Source organism: Bhargavaea sp. GQ12 (genome assembly GCF_059758705.1).
The window spans coordinates 75,387-89,765 of sequence record NZ_JCAXEU010000011.1 but is presented as its reverse complement, the minus strand read 5'-3'; the positions used below and the strand labels follow the sequence as shown (position 1 = coordinate 89,765).

14 protein-coding genes are annotated in these 14,379 nt (G+C 59.5%); 2 read left to right on the top strand and 12 right to left on the bottom strand.

What is annotated here, in order from left to right:
- Positions 1-125: 125 nt before the first annotated feature.
- The 3 genes from AC6CHQ_RS11335 to modA are packed head-to-tail and all read right to left on the bottom strand — an operon-like array spanning position 126 to position 2,226.
- On the bottom strand, positions 126-776 hold the full coding sequence (locus AC6CHQ_RS11335; protein WP_251239348.1) for an ATP-binding cassette domain-containing protein: 651 nt from the start codon (positions 774-776) through the stop codon (positions 126-128).
- 5 nt (positions 777-781) lie between these two features.
- Complete coding sequence (modB, locus tag AC6CHQ_RS11330; RefSeq protein ID WP_251239347.1) at positions 782-1,465, bottom strand: molybdate ABC transporter permease subunit; 684 nt, start codon at positions 1,463-1,465, stop codon at positions 782-784.
- Positions 1,462-2,226 (bottom strand): molybdate ABC transporter substrate-binding protein, encoded by a 765-nt coding sequence (gene modA, locus AC6CHQ_RS11325; protein ID WP_498081581.1) that lies wholly within the window; start codon positions 2,224-2,226, stop codon positions 1,462-1,464. Before modA ends, modB begins: the two co-directional genes overlap by 4 nt.
- Positions 2,227-2,381: 155 nt before the next feature.
- Between modA and AC6CHQ_RS11320 the strand changes: the two genes are divergently transcribed.
- Positions 2,382-2,807: a hypothetical protein gene (locus tag AC6CHQ_RS11320; RefSeq protein ID WP_251239345.1), complete on the top strand. Its 426-nt coding sequence runs from the start codon at positions 2,382-2,384 to the stop codon at positions 2,805-2,807.
- Positions 2,804-4,645: a YecA family protein gene (locus AC6CHQ_RS11315; protein WP_498081580.1), complete on the top strand. Its 1,842-nt coding sequence runs from the start codon at positions 2,804-2,806 to the stop codon at positions 4,643-4,645. The genes AC6CHQ_RS11320 and AC6CHQ_RS11315 overlap by 4 nt, the downstream gene beginning before the upstream one ends.
- 59 nt (positions 4,646-4,704) lie before the next feature.
- Here AC6CHQ_RS11315 and AC6CHQ_RS11310 read toward each other — a convergent pair whose 3' ends face one another.
- The 9 genes from AC6CHQ_RS11310 to dacB form a co-directional block, all read right to left on the bottom strand.
- On the bottom strand, positions 4,705-5,694 hold the full coding sequence (locus tag AC6CHQ_RS11310) for a DUF4003 family protein (protein WP_498081579.1): 990 nt from the start codon (positions 5,692-5,694) through the stop codon (positions 4,705-4,707).
- 159 nt (positions 5,695-5,853) lie between these two features.
- A complete protein-coding gene (gene trpA, locus AC6CHQ_RS11305; RefSeq protein ID WP_498081578.1) occupies positions 5,854-6,642 on the bottom strand; it encodes a tryptophan synthase subunit alpha in 789 nt (262 codons plus the stop codon).
- Entirely contained in the window at positions 6,635-7,861 is a 1,227-nt protein-coding gene (trpB, locus tag AC6CHQ_RS11300) for a tryptophan synthase subunit beta (protein WP_092053629.1), read from the bottom strand. The genes trpA and trpB overlap by 8 nt, the downstream gene beginning before the upstream one ends.
- Positions 7,861-8,478 (bottom strand): phosphoribosylanthranilate isomerase, encoded by a 618-nt coding sequence (locus tag AC6CHQ_RS11295; protein WP_092053633.1) that lies wholly within the window; start codon positions 8,476-8,478, stop codon positions 7,861-7,863. Before AC6CHQ_RS11295 ends, trpB begins: the two co-directional genes overlap by 1 nt.
- Positions 8,475-9,263 (bottom strand): indole-3-glycerol phosphate synthase TrpC, encoded by a 789-nt coding sequence (gene trpC, locus AC6CHQ_RS11290; RefSeq protein WP_498081577.1) that lies wholly within the window; start codon positions 9,261-9,263, stop codon positions 8,475-8,477. Before trpC ends, AC6CHQ_RS11295 begins: the two co-directional genes overlap by 4 nt.
- A complete protein-coding gene (gene trpD, locus AC6CHQ_RS11285) occupies positions 9,260-10,288 on the bottom strand; it encodes an anthranilate phosphoribosyltransferase (RefSeq protein ID WP_092053642.1) in 1,029 nt (342 codons plus the stop codon). Before trpD ends, trpC begins: the two co-directional genes overlap by 4 nt.
- A gap of 32 nt (positions 10,289-10,320) precedes the next feature.
- A complete protein-coding gene (locus AC6CHQ_RS11280; RefSeq protein ID WP_092053646.1) occupies positions 10,321-10,941 on the bottom strand; it encodes an anthranilate synthase component II in 621 nt (206 codons plus the stop codon).
- A complete protein-coding gene (locus tag AC6CHQ_RS11275; RefSeq protein WP_498081576.1) occupies positions 10,938-12,308 on the bottom strand; it encodes an anthranilate synthase component I family protein in 1,371 nt (456 codons plus the stop codon). Before AC6CHQ_RS11275 ends, AC6CHQ_RS11280 begins: the two co-directional genes overlap by 4 nt.
- Before the next feature lie 448 nt (positions 12,309-12,756).
- A complete protein-coding gene (gene dacB / locus AC6CHQ_RS11270) occupies positions 12,757-14,244 on the bottom strand; it encodes a D-alanyl-D-alanine carboxypeptidase/D-alanyl-D-alanine endopeptidase (RefSeq protein WP_092053654.1) in 1,488 nt (495 codons plus the stop codon).
- Positions 14,245-14,379 lie beyond the last annotated feature (135 nt).

Sequence of the window (14,379 nt, the reverse complement as noted above, 5' to 3'; positions counted from 1 at the left end):
ACAATAACGTTCCCCTTCTGGTGTTTGCACATAAAAACAGCCGCCTCTATGCCCAGAAACTGGATTATAGTGGCGGCTATTTTTAGTACGTACGAAATTCAATTGGTTTTTCAGTGCCCTCTTCTTCAAAGGGAAGCTTCAGGTATTGGGAGTTCGGCCATCCGGCCTTTCTCGATCCGGACGATGCGGTCTGCGGTGCGACGGGCTTCGTCCATGCTGTGGGTGACCATGAGGACGGGGATCTGCCAGTCCCGATGGATGCGCATCAGTTCGTTCCGGCAGCGCAGCCGGGTTTCATCGTCGAGCGCGGAGAACGGCTCGTCCAGCAGCAGCAGTTCCGGCTTCATCGCGAGCGCGCGCGCCAGTGCCGTGCGCTGCTTTTCGCCGCCGGAGATTTCATGCGGATACTTGTCCATGAGCGGCCGGATGCCGAGCAGCTCCGTAAGTTCGCTGACGTGAGGCGGCTCAGGCATCCGCGGCAGCCCGAACAGGATGTTCTCGCGCACGGTCATATGGGGAAACAGCGCGTAGTCCTGGAACAGGTAGCCGACGCGCCGGTCCTGGATCCGCAGCGGTTTCCGGCCGTCTTCCGCAAACACACGTCCGCCGAGCTCGATCCGGCCCGAATCTGGCGCGACCGTGCCCGCCAGACAGTTCAGGAAGGTTGTCTTGCCCGATCCTGACGGGCCCACGATCGCAACGATTTCCCGGTCCATCCTAAATTCGGCCTGCAGAACAAACGCTGGCAGCTGCTTGTTAAACTCCGCTTTCAGCACCACCTTCACTCCCTTCCCCGTCTTCTTGATGTCTTCCTGCGCCAGCCGTTCAGCCAGGTGATTGCGGCAAGTCCGAGCAGCGTGATGAGAACCACCCAGAACATCGCCTCGCCGGTGCGTCCCGCCTCATAGGAAAAGTAGATGGCAAGAGGAACGGTGACGGTTTCGCCCGGGATGAACCCGGCGATCATGAGCGTCGCCCCAAATTCTCCGAGGCCCCGCGCGAACGCGAGGACTAGCCCCGCCAAAATGCCCGGCCAGGCAAGCGGGAAGGTTACTTTGCGAAAAACCCGCCATTCGCTGACGCCCATCGTGCGGGCGACGTTTTCCCATCTCGGATCCACTTTCTCAAACGCCGCCTGTACACTCTGGTACATCAGGGGCAGTGACACGACGAACGAAGCAATCACGGCCCCGACCCACGTGAAGACAACCCGGATGCCAAACCAGTCCTCAAGCAGCCGGCCGATGGGCCCGTTTACGCCGAACAGCATGATTAGTCCGAATCCGACGACAGTCGGAGGCAAGACGAGCGGCAGCAAAATCAGCGCTTCTGCCACACTTTTTCCAGGGAATTCCCGACGCCCCATGACCCGGGCGAGGGCAATCCCCGTGATCGCCGCGAGCAGCGTGGACAGGAGGGCGACGCGGAGCGACAGCGCGAGCGGCGAAAGGTCCGGGACCGTCACTTGCCTCCCTCCGGCAGAGCGAAGCCATGGTTTTCAATAACCTTCCTGCCTTCATCGCCTGTCAGCACTTCTATGAAGGCCTCAGCGGCAGCCTGGTTTTCCGCCTGTTCCGCTATCCCCGCCAGATAAATAATCGGGGTATCTCCGGACGGGAGCTTACCCACAACCTCCACTTTTTCCGAAATGGCGGCATCCGATTGATAAACGATACCGAGATCCGCATTCCCGCTTTCCGCATACGTCAGCACCTGACGGGCGTCCTTGCCGTAGACGAGATGACCGTCCAACCCGTCCCACAATCCTGCTGCAGCAAGGGATTCCTTCGTATAAATTCCAAGCGGCACGCTGTCCGGCTGACCGACGGCAATATTGCCTTCAGGATTCCTCAGAAGGTCCGTGACATCACCATCAACAGTGTCTGCCGAAACAAGGACGAGCCTGTTTTCAGCGAATGGGATGACGGTATCGGCATCTATGAGCCCCGCATCCGCAACCTTATCCATATCGGCGCTGCTGGCCGACAAAAACAGATCGAATGGGGCGCCCTGCCCGATTTGCGCACGTAGTTTCGCAGAGGAACCGTAATTGATGACGAGCTCGGTGTCGGGATGCGACTCCGTGAACACCGGCTCCAGTGCCGCGACCACATCCATCAGGCTGGCGGCAGCCGAAATTCGGAGTGTCTCTTTTTCTTCCGCATCCGATGTCCCGCATCCGGCCAGAAGCAGTGCGGCTGCGGCAAGCGCGATGATCCGTTTCATTGCCGTTCCCCCTTTTCTTAAAAAGTAGTCGAGCCCGACCAGCTTGTCAAACTCTCTCAGGGAATTCCCTCTATCCCGTGGAAACCTCCCCCGTCTCCCGGGAATTCCCTTTTCCCTGTGCTATAATGATAGAAAAATCTGAAAGGGTGGACAATATGCCGGGACCCGCATTAAAGCAACTCCATGCCCATCACGCAATCCATCAGGGAGCACTCACAGGCGCCATCCAAAAAACCGATGAAGTCAAACGCCTCCTGAAGGCCGGGGAAGGCGAGGTCGCGAAGATGGCGGCAGACCACCTCCTCGAATATTGGGAAACCCGCATCATCGCCCATGCGGATGCCGAGGAAGATGGCTTCTATCAGGAAATGGTCGGATTGCACCCGGAGCTGGAGCGCGCAGTGATCCAGCTGACTCGCGACCACGACCTGATGAGGACGATGGCGAAGGACATTAAGCGGATGCTTGCGGAAGATGGCCTGACCCCGGATGTCATGCAGCAGTTCGAGGCGCTGATCGTGGTCGATGACATCCACAGCCGGGACGAAGAACGCATGCTGCTGGATGAGCCAAACCGATGAGAGCACAGGAGCGAGAAGCTGTTGTCGGGCGCAATGACCCGTGCCCCTGCGGCAGCGGCAAGAAATACAAAAAGTGCTGCGGTGCCGAAAAGGACCGTGAACGTCTGGAACAGGAGATCGACCAGCACATCGGATGTGTCCTGGAAGGCTTTTTCGCTGCCCATCCGACCCCTTCGGAACTTCAGGAACTGACCGCAATGCGGCGTGATGAAGGCGAAGTGCTCGCTTCCCTCCACGGAGAAGAAGAGGCCGGCATGATCATTGGCGACCTTTATTTTTTCCAGAAGCGGTCCGATATCTGGGACGACTACATCCGGAAAGCAGCAGAAAAAGAGAGCCGCGGGAAAGTCCGGACAGTTCTGGAAAACTTCCGGGATCCCCTGCTCCTCGCCCTCCGTGTGAATGAAGCGGACATGCACACCGTACGTGTTGCAGATGTCCTGTCCGGCGACAGCTTCCATCTTATCGCCGGCCCATCCATCCGTGTCCGGGCGGGTGATGTGCTGATCGGCTTTTTCGTGAGGGACACTAGAGGCGAAAACCGTCTTCTTCCACTTAACAGCCTTGTCACGGCGGAAGGCGCGGAAGAGGAGACCATCGAGAAATTGCGGCAGGCCGCTTCAGGTCAAGACGCCCAAGTATTTTTCAGGGCGCACCCCCTTGCCGCCTACAGATTGTTCGGCCATGTCATCGAAGAAGCCGCTTTGCCGGAAAGCATCTCCGGGGCAACAGAGGCGCTCGAGCGCTTCATGATTGATGAAGACCTGAAAGATGACCGCATCGTTGAGGGGTTATTCCATTTTCTCGGCAGCAAGGGAGATGTCACGGAAGGCGCCATCGCAGGTGCGGTGTGGCATGGCATCCGCTCCGGCGCATTCAGTCTCAACTGGTCGCTCGCCGAGACAGCCGGCCATTTCGGGGCGGACCCGGATACCGTCCGGCAATTCGCACAGGATTTTGGCCGTTTCATGGACGAGGCAGCAGCACATGAAGACGGTGAGACTCCCATCTACGCACTTGGGGCCGGAACCGACCCGATGCCGGCAGAGTTCAGCAACTGGCAGATGTTCATGCACCTGAAAGATGCGGAAGTCACAGACGAAAAAGCGCTTCGGCGCCTCATGGAAGCCTACGAAAATCAGCCATACATGCCGCGCTCCGCCAAAGAGGAAGCTCAGGTCCGTGCATATGAGGCCTATCTTGCAAAAGATCCGGAGCTGCGTCAGGAAAAGGCCCGGGAAGCCCTGCGGCTCGATCCGGAAAATGCCGATGCCCTCATGCTTTTGGAGGAGCGGACGGAAGACCCGGAAGAGCAGCTCGCCATTTTGCGTCGCGCCGCCGCTTCCGCTGAACAGCAGTTTGAGCCCGACATTGAAATCGCCTGGGGATATGTGCCGAACCGGCAGTACCTGCGCGCAAGGTTCCGGATCGCCGTCCGGCTCTGGGAGGAAGGGCGGATGGAGGAAGCATTCGATGAACTCTATGCCCTCCTCCGTGCAAACCCCGGTGACCACCAGGGGGCGCGCTACGTTGCGCTGTCGGCTCTTATCTCCCTCGGACGGCTGGACGAAGCGGAAAGCCTGATCGTCCATTACGAAGAACCCGAAGCGGACAATGCCTTTTTCGCCTGGTTCCGCTGGGCGATCGAACGAAAACGGAACCTGCTCTCCCCGGCTGCGGAGGGCGCGTTCAGGATTGCCGAAGAGCAAAACCCATACACCGTGAAATATGTCCGCAACCGCTCCGAACGCGACCCGTATCCGAAAAACGCGGCGATCACGCCACGCTCTCCGGAGGAGGCGCGGCTCATCTGGACACTGCTTGAAAAGACCCTGTAAACAAAATGAATCCCGCATCGCCTGACATGGCGTTGCGGGATTCTTTCTTTTATGACCTATCAGGAGCTGCCGTCTCCCCCGCCGCCGGCCGCTGCTGCCGAAGCTGCCGCAGCGGCGCCGCTCGATGCCATGATCGCCTGCTGGGCGCGAAGCACCTGCTCCACGGAAGCCGCGATGCCGATGTGGGCCGCCTGCTCTCCAGTAGTCATTTCCATGAGCACCGACTGGATGGCCGCTGACAGCGCCATTTCTTTGTACCAGCGGAACAGTTTCATCTCGGAAAGTGCCTTTGCCGTCTCTACAATTCGTTCAATCTGGGACTGTTCCACGTGAAACACTGTCAGAAGCCCAATTGCCGGATAGTGAATCGGCTTAATTTTCAGCCCCTCCGCTTTTAACCGGTTACGGATTTCGGAAGCCTTTGCAGACCGGCTTTCTTCGTAGGCGGCATTCCCGTAGGTGACTGTCTGTGACATCCACTGCAGTTCGTTTCCGAACCTGAAACCGCGCACCTTAAGATCCTGGTAATAGCGGTGCATCACGTCCGCAAGCTCCGACGGGCTGGTTGCCTGGCTGCCGAGCAGCACGGCAAATGTATAGTCATCATCTGATGTCAGGAAGCGGTGCCTCCGCTTCATCTCGTCATAAAGCATCTTTCCTGCAATCGCCTCACGGCGGGCCTCCCCTTCCTCATCCGGCAGCAATGTCGCCGCCAAGTAGGAATGGATCGTGTTTCTGAAGCCGAGACCGTGGAGGATTTCCTGCTTCTCGAACAGATCGTCCGCCATTTCAGTCGCACCATCTCCTGAGACGTCGAGCAATGCCGAGATCAGCGGGTGGAACTGGCCCCGTACCGGAGAAAAGAGCCCTGAACGTTTTTTCAGCGCATCGGCGACTTCACGCAGCCTCCGTGCATCGAACTCCTTTTCTCCAAGTGCGTAGATTCCCGCAATCGACAGCAGCACCCGCTTGTCGACCGTCCAGCTGAACAGGTCAACGAGTTTCGGATAAATCATCTCATAGCGGTTTTTGATCATGGCCGTTTCCATTCGGATCACTCCTCTTGACTGATATATACGTACTTGCGCCGCAGGAGTTTCATTTTATATTTGATAGCAGCCATAGACAATAAACAGTTGTTTCGGGCTCCCATACAGCTTAGCATACCCAAAAGGGCATCCCGCTCACCCGGGATGCCCTTCAAATGATTATTCTGCCGGAACCGCAATGTCTTTCGCGGAGCTGATCAGTTCTTTGATCGGTTCTTTGTCCCCGCGGTCCAGGGCGTCAACGATGGCGCTGCCGACGATGACACCGTCCGCCGAGCGGCCAAAGTCTCGAACCTGATCCGGCGTCGAGATGCCGAAGCCGGCAAGTACCGGAATGTCCGCGATGTCTTTCAGCCGCTCGAGCCGGCCATCGGTCGTCCCGCCGAAACTGTCGCGGACGCCGGTGATGCCATCTACCGTGACTGCGTAAATAAAGCCTTCCGCCGCTTCCGCGATTTTCCGGATGCGGTCTTCCGGAGCGGACAGCGGAATCAGACGGATCAGGTCGATGCCGTTCATCCGGAGGCAGTCTTCAAGCGGTTCGCTTTCCTCGAACGGCACATCCGGTACGATGACACCGGCAATTCCGGCCTCCTGGCAGTCATTTGCAAATCCGGCCATGCCGTAGCTGAGCACCGGGTTCAGGTAGGTCATGAAGATGATCGGGATGTGCACTTCGTCCCCGATTGCTTTCACTTCCTCGATGACCGCCTTTAGCGTTGTGCCGGCGCCGAGTGCGCGGAGACCCGCTTCCTGGATGACCGGTCCGTCCGCAGCCGGGTCGGAAAACGGGATGCCGAGCTCGACTGCCGTCGCGCCCGCTTCCTGAAGGAACAGGAGATCTTCCTTGAGGCGGCCGAGTCCGCCGTCGCCCGCCATGATGTACGGGACAAATGCACAGCCGCCGGCTTCACGGGCCTCAAGAATCGCTTTTGTGATCTCAGACATCTCCGTTTCCTCCCTTCAGCGCTTCGCGCACGGTGATGACGTCTTTGTCGCCGCGTCCGGACAGGCATATGACAACAATCTCTTCAGACGACATGCCGGATGCAAGTTCCACCGCATAATGCACGGCATGAGAACTTTCCAGCGCCGGCAGAATGCCTTCCTTCCGGCTCAGCATTTTGAGCGCTTCGAGTGCCTGCTCATCCGTGACCGATGTGTAGGTCACGCGCCCGGTGTCGCGGAAGTGGGAGTGCTCAGGGCCCGCGCCCGGATAATCGAGCCCTGCCGAGATGGAATGGGCCTCCTCGATCTGGCCCGCTTCATCCTGCAGGAGGTACATATAGGCACCGTGGAGTGCGCCAGGACGTCCGCCGGTCAGCGCTGCTGCATGCTTGCCGGTTTCCAGTCCGCTTCCCGCGGCCTCGACGCCGTAAAGGGCGACGGCCTGATCCTCCACGAACGGATGGAACATGCCGATCGAGTTGCTGCCGCCGCCTACGCAGGCTACGACCGCATCAGGCAGACGGCCTTCCTTTTCGAGAATCTGGCGCCGGGTCTCGACGCCGATCACCCGCTGGAAGTCGCGGACAATCTCCGGAAACGGGTGCGGCCCCAGTGCGGAACCGATGACATAATGCGTGTCGGAGACGTTCGCGACCCAATAGCGGAGCGCCTCATTGACCGCGTCCTTGAGCGTGGCGGATCCCTGGCTGACCGATACGACCGATGCGCCGAGAAGCTCCATCCGGAAGACGTTCAGCTCCTGGCGCCGGATGTCCTCCGCGCCCATGAACACGATGCACTCCATGTCCAGCAGCGCGCAGGCGGTCGCGGTGGCCACGCCATGCTGGCCCGCTCCGGTCTCTGCAATGATTTTCGTCTTGCCCATCCGCTTGGCGAGAAGCGCCTGGCCGATCGCATTGTTGATCTTGTGCGCACCGGTATGGTTCAGGTCTTCACGCTTCAGGTAGATTTTCGCGCCTCCCGCAGCTTCCGTCAGCCGTTCCGCGAAGTACAGTGGGTTTTCGCGCCCGACATAGTCCTTCAGGTAGTGGTCCAGCTGTTCGACAAAAGCCGGGTCTTCCTTTGCCTCCCTGTACGCTTCCTCAAGTTCGAGGAGCGCCGGCATGAGTGTTTCAGGTACGAATCGGCCCCCGTATTCACCGTAGCGTCCGGCTTTGTCCGGTGCACTGTATGCTTGCTGTTCTGTTGTGTTCACCATCAGGCCTCTCCCCTTTCCTTCACGGCACGGATAAACCTGCGGATCAGCTCCGGGTCTTTCCGCTTTTCCAGTTCCACACCGCTCGATACGTCCAGCGCAAATGGTGTTGTCTGTCTGACCGCATCTGCCGCATTGCCGGCGTTTAGTCCGCCGGCGATGATCGTCCGTTCACGCGGGATGCCCGCATCGGCCAGAAGCGACCAGTCGAACACGTTCCCGCTGCCGCCGCGGAAGTCGGTGCCCGGCGCATCGAACAAGTAGTAATCCACGTCATATTGGGCCGCCCGGCGGACGTCCTCCGCCGTCCGGACAGAAAATGCCTTGATCGACGGCAGGCCGATCTCCCGGATCTGCTCAGGTGTCTCGTCACCGTGGTACTGGACATAATCCAGCGGAACATTCCGGTAGACGGTCTTCAGTTCGGACGCGTCAGCATTTACGAACACGCCGACTTTCATGACGTGTTCCGGCACACGTGCCGCCAGTTCCGCGGCCCATTTCATATCGATGCGCCTGCGGCTCGGGGCGAAGACGAAGCCGATGGCATCCGCCCCCGCGTCGACGGCGGCTCTTACATGCTCGGCTTCCATCAGCCCGCAGATTTTCACCTTTGTCATGGCCGGACCACTCCCTTTGCTTCCCGGTAGGAGAGGATCGCCGAGCCCGGGTCGCCGCTCCTCATGAGCGACTCCCCGACAAGGATGGCGTCCGCGCCGTTTTCCCGGACGCATGCGGCGTCCTCCGCCGACATGATTCCGCTTTCCGAGACCAGGTAGCGTCCCAGCTTTTTGCCGGCGCGTGCCGCAAGCCGCTCCGTGTTGCCGAGGTCGACATGGAACGTCTTCAAGTCGCGGTTGTTGATGCCGATAAATGAAGGATCCAGCTCAAGCGCGCGGTCCATCTCCTCTTCGTCATGCACTTCGACAAGGACATCGAGACCCGCCGACTCCGCGTAGCCGTGCAGCTCCCGGAGCCGTTCCTGCGGCAGCGCCGCCACGATCAGGAGAACGACGGAAGCCCCCGCCTGGAGCGCGCGGTCAATCTGCAGCTCATCGATGATGAAGTCTTTGCAGAGGATCGGGATCCTGACCGTTTCCGCCACAGCGGCCAAGTCTTCGTAAGATCCCTTGAAAAAGGCTTCTTCTGTCAGGACCGAGATGCAGGATGCCCCTGCCTGTTCATAGCGCAACGCCTGCTCCGCCGGGTCTGCGTCTGCGTTGATGATGCCTTTAGACGGAGAGGCCCGCTTTACCTCGGCGATGACGGCCAGGCCGTCCTGTGCGGAAATGACGTCCGAAAGCCTTGGCCTCCTGTGCCGGATGGATGGTGTTGCAGGGACTTCAGCCCGCAGGGAAGGAAGCCGCTTCCGCTTTTGTTCAAGGATATCGTCCAGGATCGTCATGGCGTGACCGCCTCCTCTGCTTGTTGGTGGAACCGGATAACGGATTCCAGCTTTTCCGTCGCTTTTCCGGACAGGATGATGTCTTGGGCGAGTTCTACGCCTTCCCTTGCCGTTTCCGCGCGTCCTGCGGCAAACAGGCCCAGACCTGCATTGAATGCGACAGCATCGAATTTCGGGCCGCGGGCGCCGCCAAGGACTGAGCGGAGGATTTCCGCATTTTCCCGTCCGTCACCACCCCGCAGTGCGGAGAGCGGCGCGGACTGGAGGCCCACGTCTTCCGCCTCGAGCGTGAATGGGATCAGGTCGCCGTGGTCCAGCAGAACGAAATCATTCTGCCCTGCAAGCGAGGCCTCATCCATCCCGCCGGCGCCGCAGACAACAATCGCGCGCTTGCGTCCCTGCATGCGGAGGACCGATGCATAGCCCATCGTGAAATCCTTCCGGCTGATGCCGGTGAACTGGGACTCCAGCGGTACCGGGTTCGTAAGCGGTCCCGTCAGATTGAAGATCGTGCGCCGGCCGAGGCGGGAACGCACACGCCCGATGCGCTTCATCTTCGGATGAAGGCGCGGCGCGAAAAGGAATGCGATGCCTTCCTCACGCAGCTGTCTGGCCGCCTCTTTCATGTCCTGTTCGAGCCCGATGCCGAGTGCTTCCAGGACGTCGGAGCTGCCCGACCGGCTGGAGATTTTCCGGTTGCCGTGCTTTGCGACCGGAACGCCCGCCGCCGCCAGGACGAACGCCGACGTCGTGCTGATGTTGAAGCTGTCCGAGCCGTCACCGCCCGTTCCGCAGTTGTCGGTATACGGAGCTGCCGGCACGTCCGGAGCGATCGCCATGCCCCGCGTCACCTCGGCAAGCGCAGCCACCTCATAGGCCGTCTCTCCTTTGTCGGCAAGCGCTGCAAGGAAATCGCCGACTTCCTCTTCCGGCGTGCGCTCATCGAACATGAACAGCGCGGCCTCCGTCATCTCCTCGTAGTTCAGATCGTTTCCGTTCCGTACTTTCTGTGTGAACTCTCTCATCTCTGCTCCACTCTCCTCTGCTCTCTATGGTGTCAAAGTCCGGGAATCCGCTGTGGCCCGGCTGCTTTCTGTTCGTTAAATGCCTTGGCCTCTTCCAGAAAAGCGGCGAGCAGCCGCTCCCCCTTGTCAGTGCCGACCGACTCCGGATGGAACATAAGCCCGTATGACGGATGGCGATCGTGCCGCACGGCCATGACTGTGTTGTCGTCCATGGAATAGGCGTCCGCGTGAAGCACTTCAGGAAGCGCGCCCTCTTCCAGTGCCGCCGAGTGGCAGCACATCACACGGAGCGGCTGCGGCAGGTAGGCGAACAGGCCGCCCCGCCTGTGCCGTATCATGGACGGCTTGCCGTGGCGGATCTGTGGACGCAGGCGTTTCCCGCCACCATATGCGGCGGCGATGATCAGCTGGCCGAGCGAGATGCCGAGAATCGGAATCTCTGCCCCGAATTCCCGGACGATCCCGACCGATTCCGGCCAGTCTTCCGGACTCCCGGGACCTGATGACAGAATGATTGCCGATGGGTCGAAGCGCTCGACCTTCGACAGTGTCGCAGCCTTGGCGTCCAGGATGCCGATGTCCTCGCCGAGCACGGCGAGGGCGCCTGACAGGTTCTGGGTAAACGAGTCTTCATGATCGATCAGCAAAATCATTTGACCACCTCCGTGAGCGAACGGGCTTTGTTCGCCGTCTCCTTATATTCCAGTTCCGGCTTGGAGTCATGGACGACTCCTGCGCCTGCGCGTACCGAAGCGATGCCATCCTTGATAAAGAAGGTCCGGATGGCGAGCGCCATGTCCATGTTTCCGTTAAAGCCGATGTAGCCGACCGAGCCTCCGTACAGGCCTCGCGGCGACGGCTCCAGCCGGTCGATGAGCGCCATCGACCTGCCTTTTGGTGCGCCGGTCACGGTGCCGGCAGGCAGGCAGGCCCGGATGGCGTCGAATGCATCTGCCCCATCTTTCAGTTGTCCTTCCACTTCAGATACCAGGTGCATCACATGCTCATAGCGGACGACTTCCTGATAGGCGGTTACCTTCACCGTCCCCGGCACCGCGGCTTTTGCGATGTCATTGCGCCCGAGATCGACGAGCATATCGTGTTCGGCCAGTTCTTTCGGATCGGCGAGCAGCTCCGTCTCGAGTGCCCGGTCTTCTTCCCTGTTTTTTCCGCGGCGGCGGGTTCCGGCGATCGGGTTCATCGAAAGGATTCCGCCCTTCGCCTTCACGACACTTTCCGGGGAGGTCCCGACGATGACCGTTTCTTCGAGGTCGATGATATACATATACGGCGATGGGTTACGCCGGCGGAGCCTGCGGTACAGGCCAAACGGGCTCCCCGAGAACGGTGCGCTCAGTTCACGCGACAGGACGACCTGGTAAAGCTCGCCCGCCCCAATAGCGGCGATGCCCTGCCGGACCGCTTCCTCGAAGGCTTCCTTTTCCGTATCCGACTTGAACTCGCCGAGCGTGAAAGCTTCCGCTTCCGGCTCGTTGCCGGACAGGATCTGGGACTCGACCCGGTCAAGCTCATCATCCGCCTGCCCGTCCCCGAGATCGGTGCGCACGATGGAAACCGTGCCTTCCAAATGGTCGAAGACGATGACCGTGCTGTAGACGTTAAGGAGCACATCCGGCCCCGTGCCGCCGCTTACCTTATGCTCACCGGCTCCGTAGCCGATCGCGCCGACTGCGCCTCCCGCGAACGGGAAAGCTTCCGGTGAAGCGACCCTCGGCAACAGCCGCTGAAGAAGCTCCAATGGCTCGCCCTCGTGCCTGAACACCCGGCCCGTCCTGCAGTCCCGCTCTTCAAGGACATGGCCCTCAGCGCGGTACGTCTTCACCGGATCCTGCCCGATGTAGGAATAGCGTCCCGGGCCGTCATGCGCGCCCGAACTTTCCAGCATGAACTTCCTGTGTCCCTTCAGCCTTCCGAATACGGCTACCGGCGTCAGCGCATCCGCTGCGATCCTCCTGACAGCCACCCGTCCGGATGCTGTCTGCTCTCTGACTGTGCTCATCTCTGCTCAGCTCCCTTTTCTCAGAAAATCAAAAAAGCCCCCCGCAACAGGCACAGCAGTCCTGTTGCGGAGGACGGAAAACTTCCGCGTTGCCACCTCCGGTTGGGGCGGAATCGCCCCCTCTCGGCCGTACCGCACATGGCGGCACGTTCCCTTAACGCGGGAAGATCGTCCGCCGGAAACGGGTTCCGGCAGCTCTCGTAAGTCCATTCACATGCGGGGCGCTCCGGCTTCCACCTGCCGCCGGCTCTCTGGGCCGCCTGGCGCATGCTACTTTTCTTACTCTGCAATTTCTCGGCTATGCTCTGCTCAACTCTGCTTTTCGATCCAGAGGCGATGCCGCTCCCGGCACCTTCTGCCTCTCCCGGACTAAAAAGTTAACACTCATCTTACATTGTTTAGAAAATATCGTCAAGTCTGTTTTTTGACCGGCTCTTGGTTCTGATCATCATTCCAGTTCCGCGATGGTCTCCGCGATTTCATCCTGGATTGGCGTGACTGAGCTTGCAAGGTAGTTGTTGAAGAGGATCGAGAAAATGTATTCTTCGCCGTTTTCAGCGGTAACATAACCTGAAAGCGTCGAGACACCGGTGAGCGAGCCGGTCTTGGCTTTTACATTTTCCGCCGCCTCGGTGTCCTTCATACGGTTGCGGAGCGTGCCGCCGGTCATCCGGTCGGGATGGCCCGCAACCGGCAGCGAATTCAGGAAGACCGGGAACCATGGCTCTGCCTGGGCTTCGTAGAGAAGGACGGATAGCTGCTCAGCTGTGACTAGGTTCTTATGCGACATCCCGGAGCCATCGCGCAGCCGCATTCCGGCCGGGTCAAGACCATAGCCTGCAAGCACGTCCTCCATCATATCGAGTCCGGCATCCCACGAACCTTCTCCGGCCCCTTTGCGGCCGATTTCCTTCACGAGCACTTCTGCGTGGCCGTTGTTGCTGAGCTTCATGAACGGGATATACAGCTCACTGAGCGGCATCGACTGTTTGGATGCGAGAGCAGCCGCGCCTTCAGGGGTTTCACCCTCGGCCAGCTTCCCGGAAACCGTGATGCCTTCCCCTTTCAAAGCTTGTTTGAACAGGTCAAGCGCATACATCGTCGGGTCCTCGACGGCCGTCCAGGAACGCGAAGCGGTCGCGCCGACCGGAATCGTTCCTGTGATCACGATATTATTCGTGCCGTGCTCGCGGGTGATGGAAATTGATTTCTTTCCATCTTTGGAGACGGTCTCTGCACGGTTGTCGATTGTCACCGCTTCCGTATAAGGGTCGAGCGTGACTTCCGCCGAAGCACCCGCTTCCTTGGCAGGATTCACATTCACGATGACCGTGCCCGCATCATAGTCGGTGTTCGGCGAAGCCGTCAATGCAGAAACGCCGGCCCCGGTGTAGTTGTGCTCATCGGACCAGTTCAGATCCTCCGACAGCAGCACGTCATCATACCAGCTGTCATCCGCAACCAAGTTGCCGTGGACTTTCTTGACGCCCTTCGCCTTCAGGTCCTTAGCAAACTGGGCAAAGTCCTCTTTCAGAAGCGTCGGGTCGCCCTTGCCGCGAAGATAAAGGTCACCCTTCAGCACGCCGCCCGGATTCAGCCTGCCTGTGTGCAGGACATCCGTTTGGAAGCGGTGATCGGGACCAAGCACTTCCAGTGCCGCGACACCCGTCAGGATCTTCATATTCGATGCAGGGTGAAGCAGCAGATCGTCCGTGTGACCGTAAACGGTCTCACCCGTGGTGGCCTTCATGACATTCACCCCGAATGTCGCGCCTTCCAGCCTCGGGTCCCCGAGTATTTCGTTTAGCGCGTTGCCGAGCTCGGCGCCATCGTCTGTCGCGACTGCTGGCTGCAGGCCGGGCGCGGCGCCTGCGGGTACGAGAAGAAGTGCGGAAAGCGTCATTGCGGTGAGCCATTTTTTCTTCGTGGCCGGCATGGGATATCCCCCTTAAGAATGAGTTTGGACAAGTGTATCAATAAAAGTCTGAATTCTCTATCTTATGATGGGCTTATTTTGTTCTTGCATAAGCGGGAGAAAAGTCCCGGCTCCGGTCTAAGCCCCTGACGGATG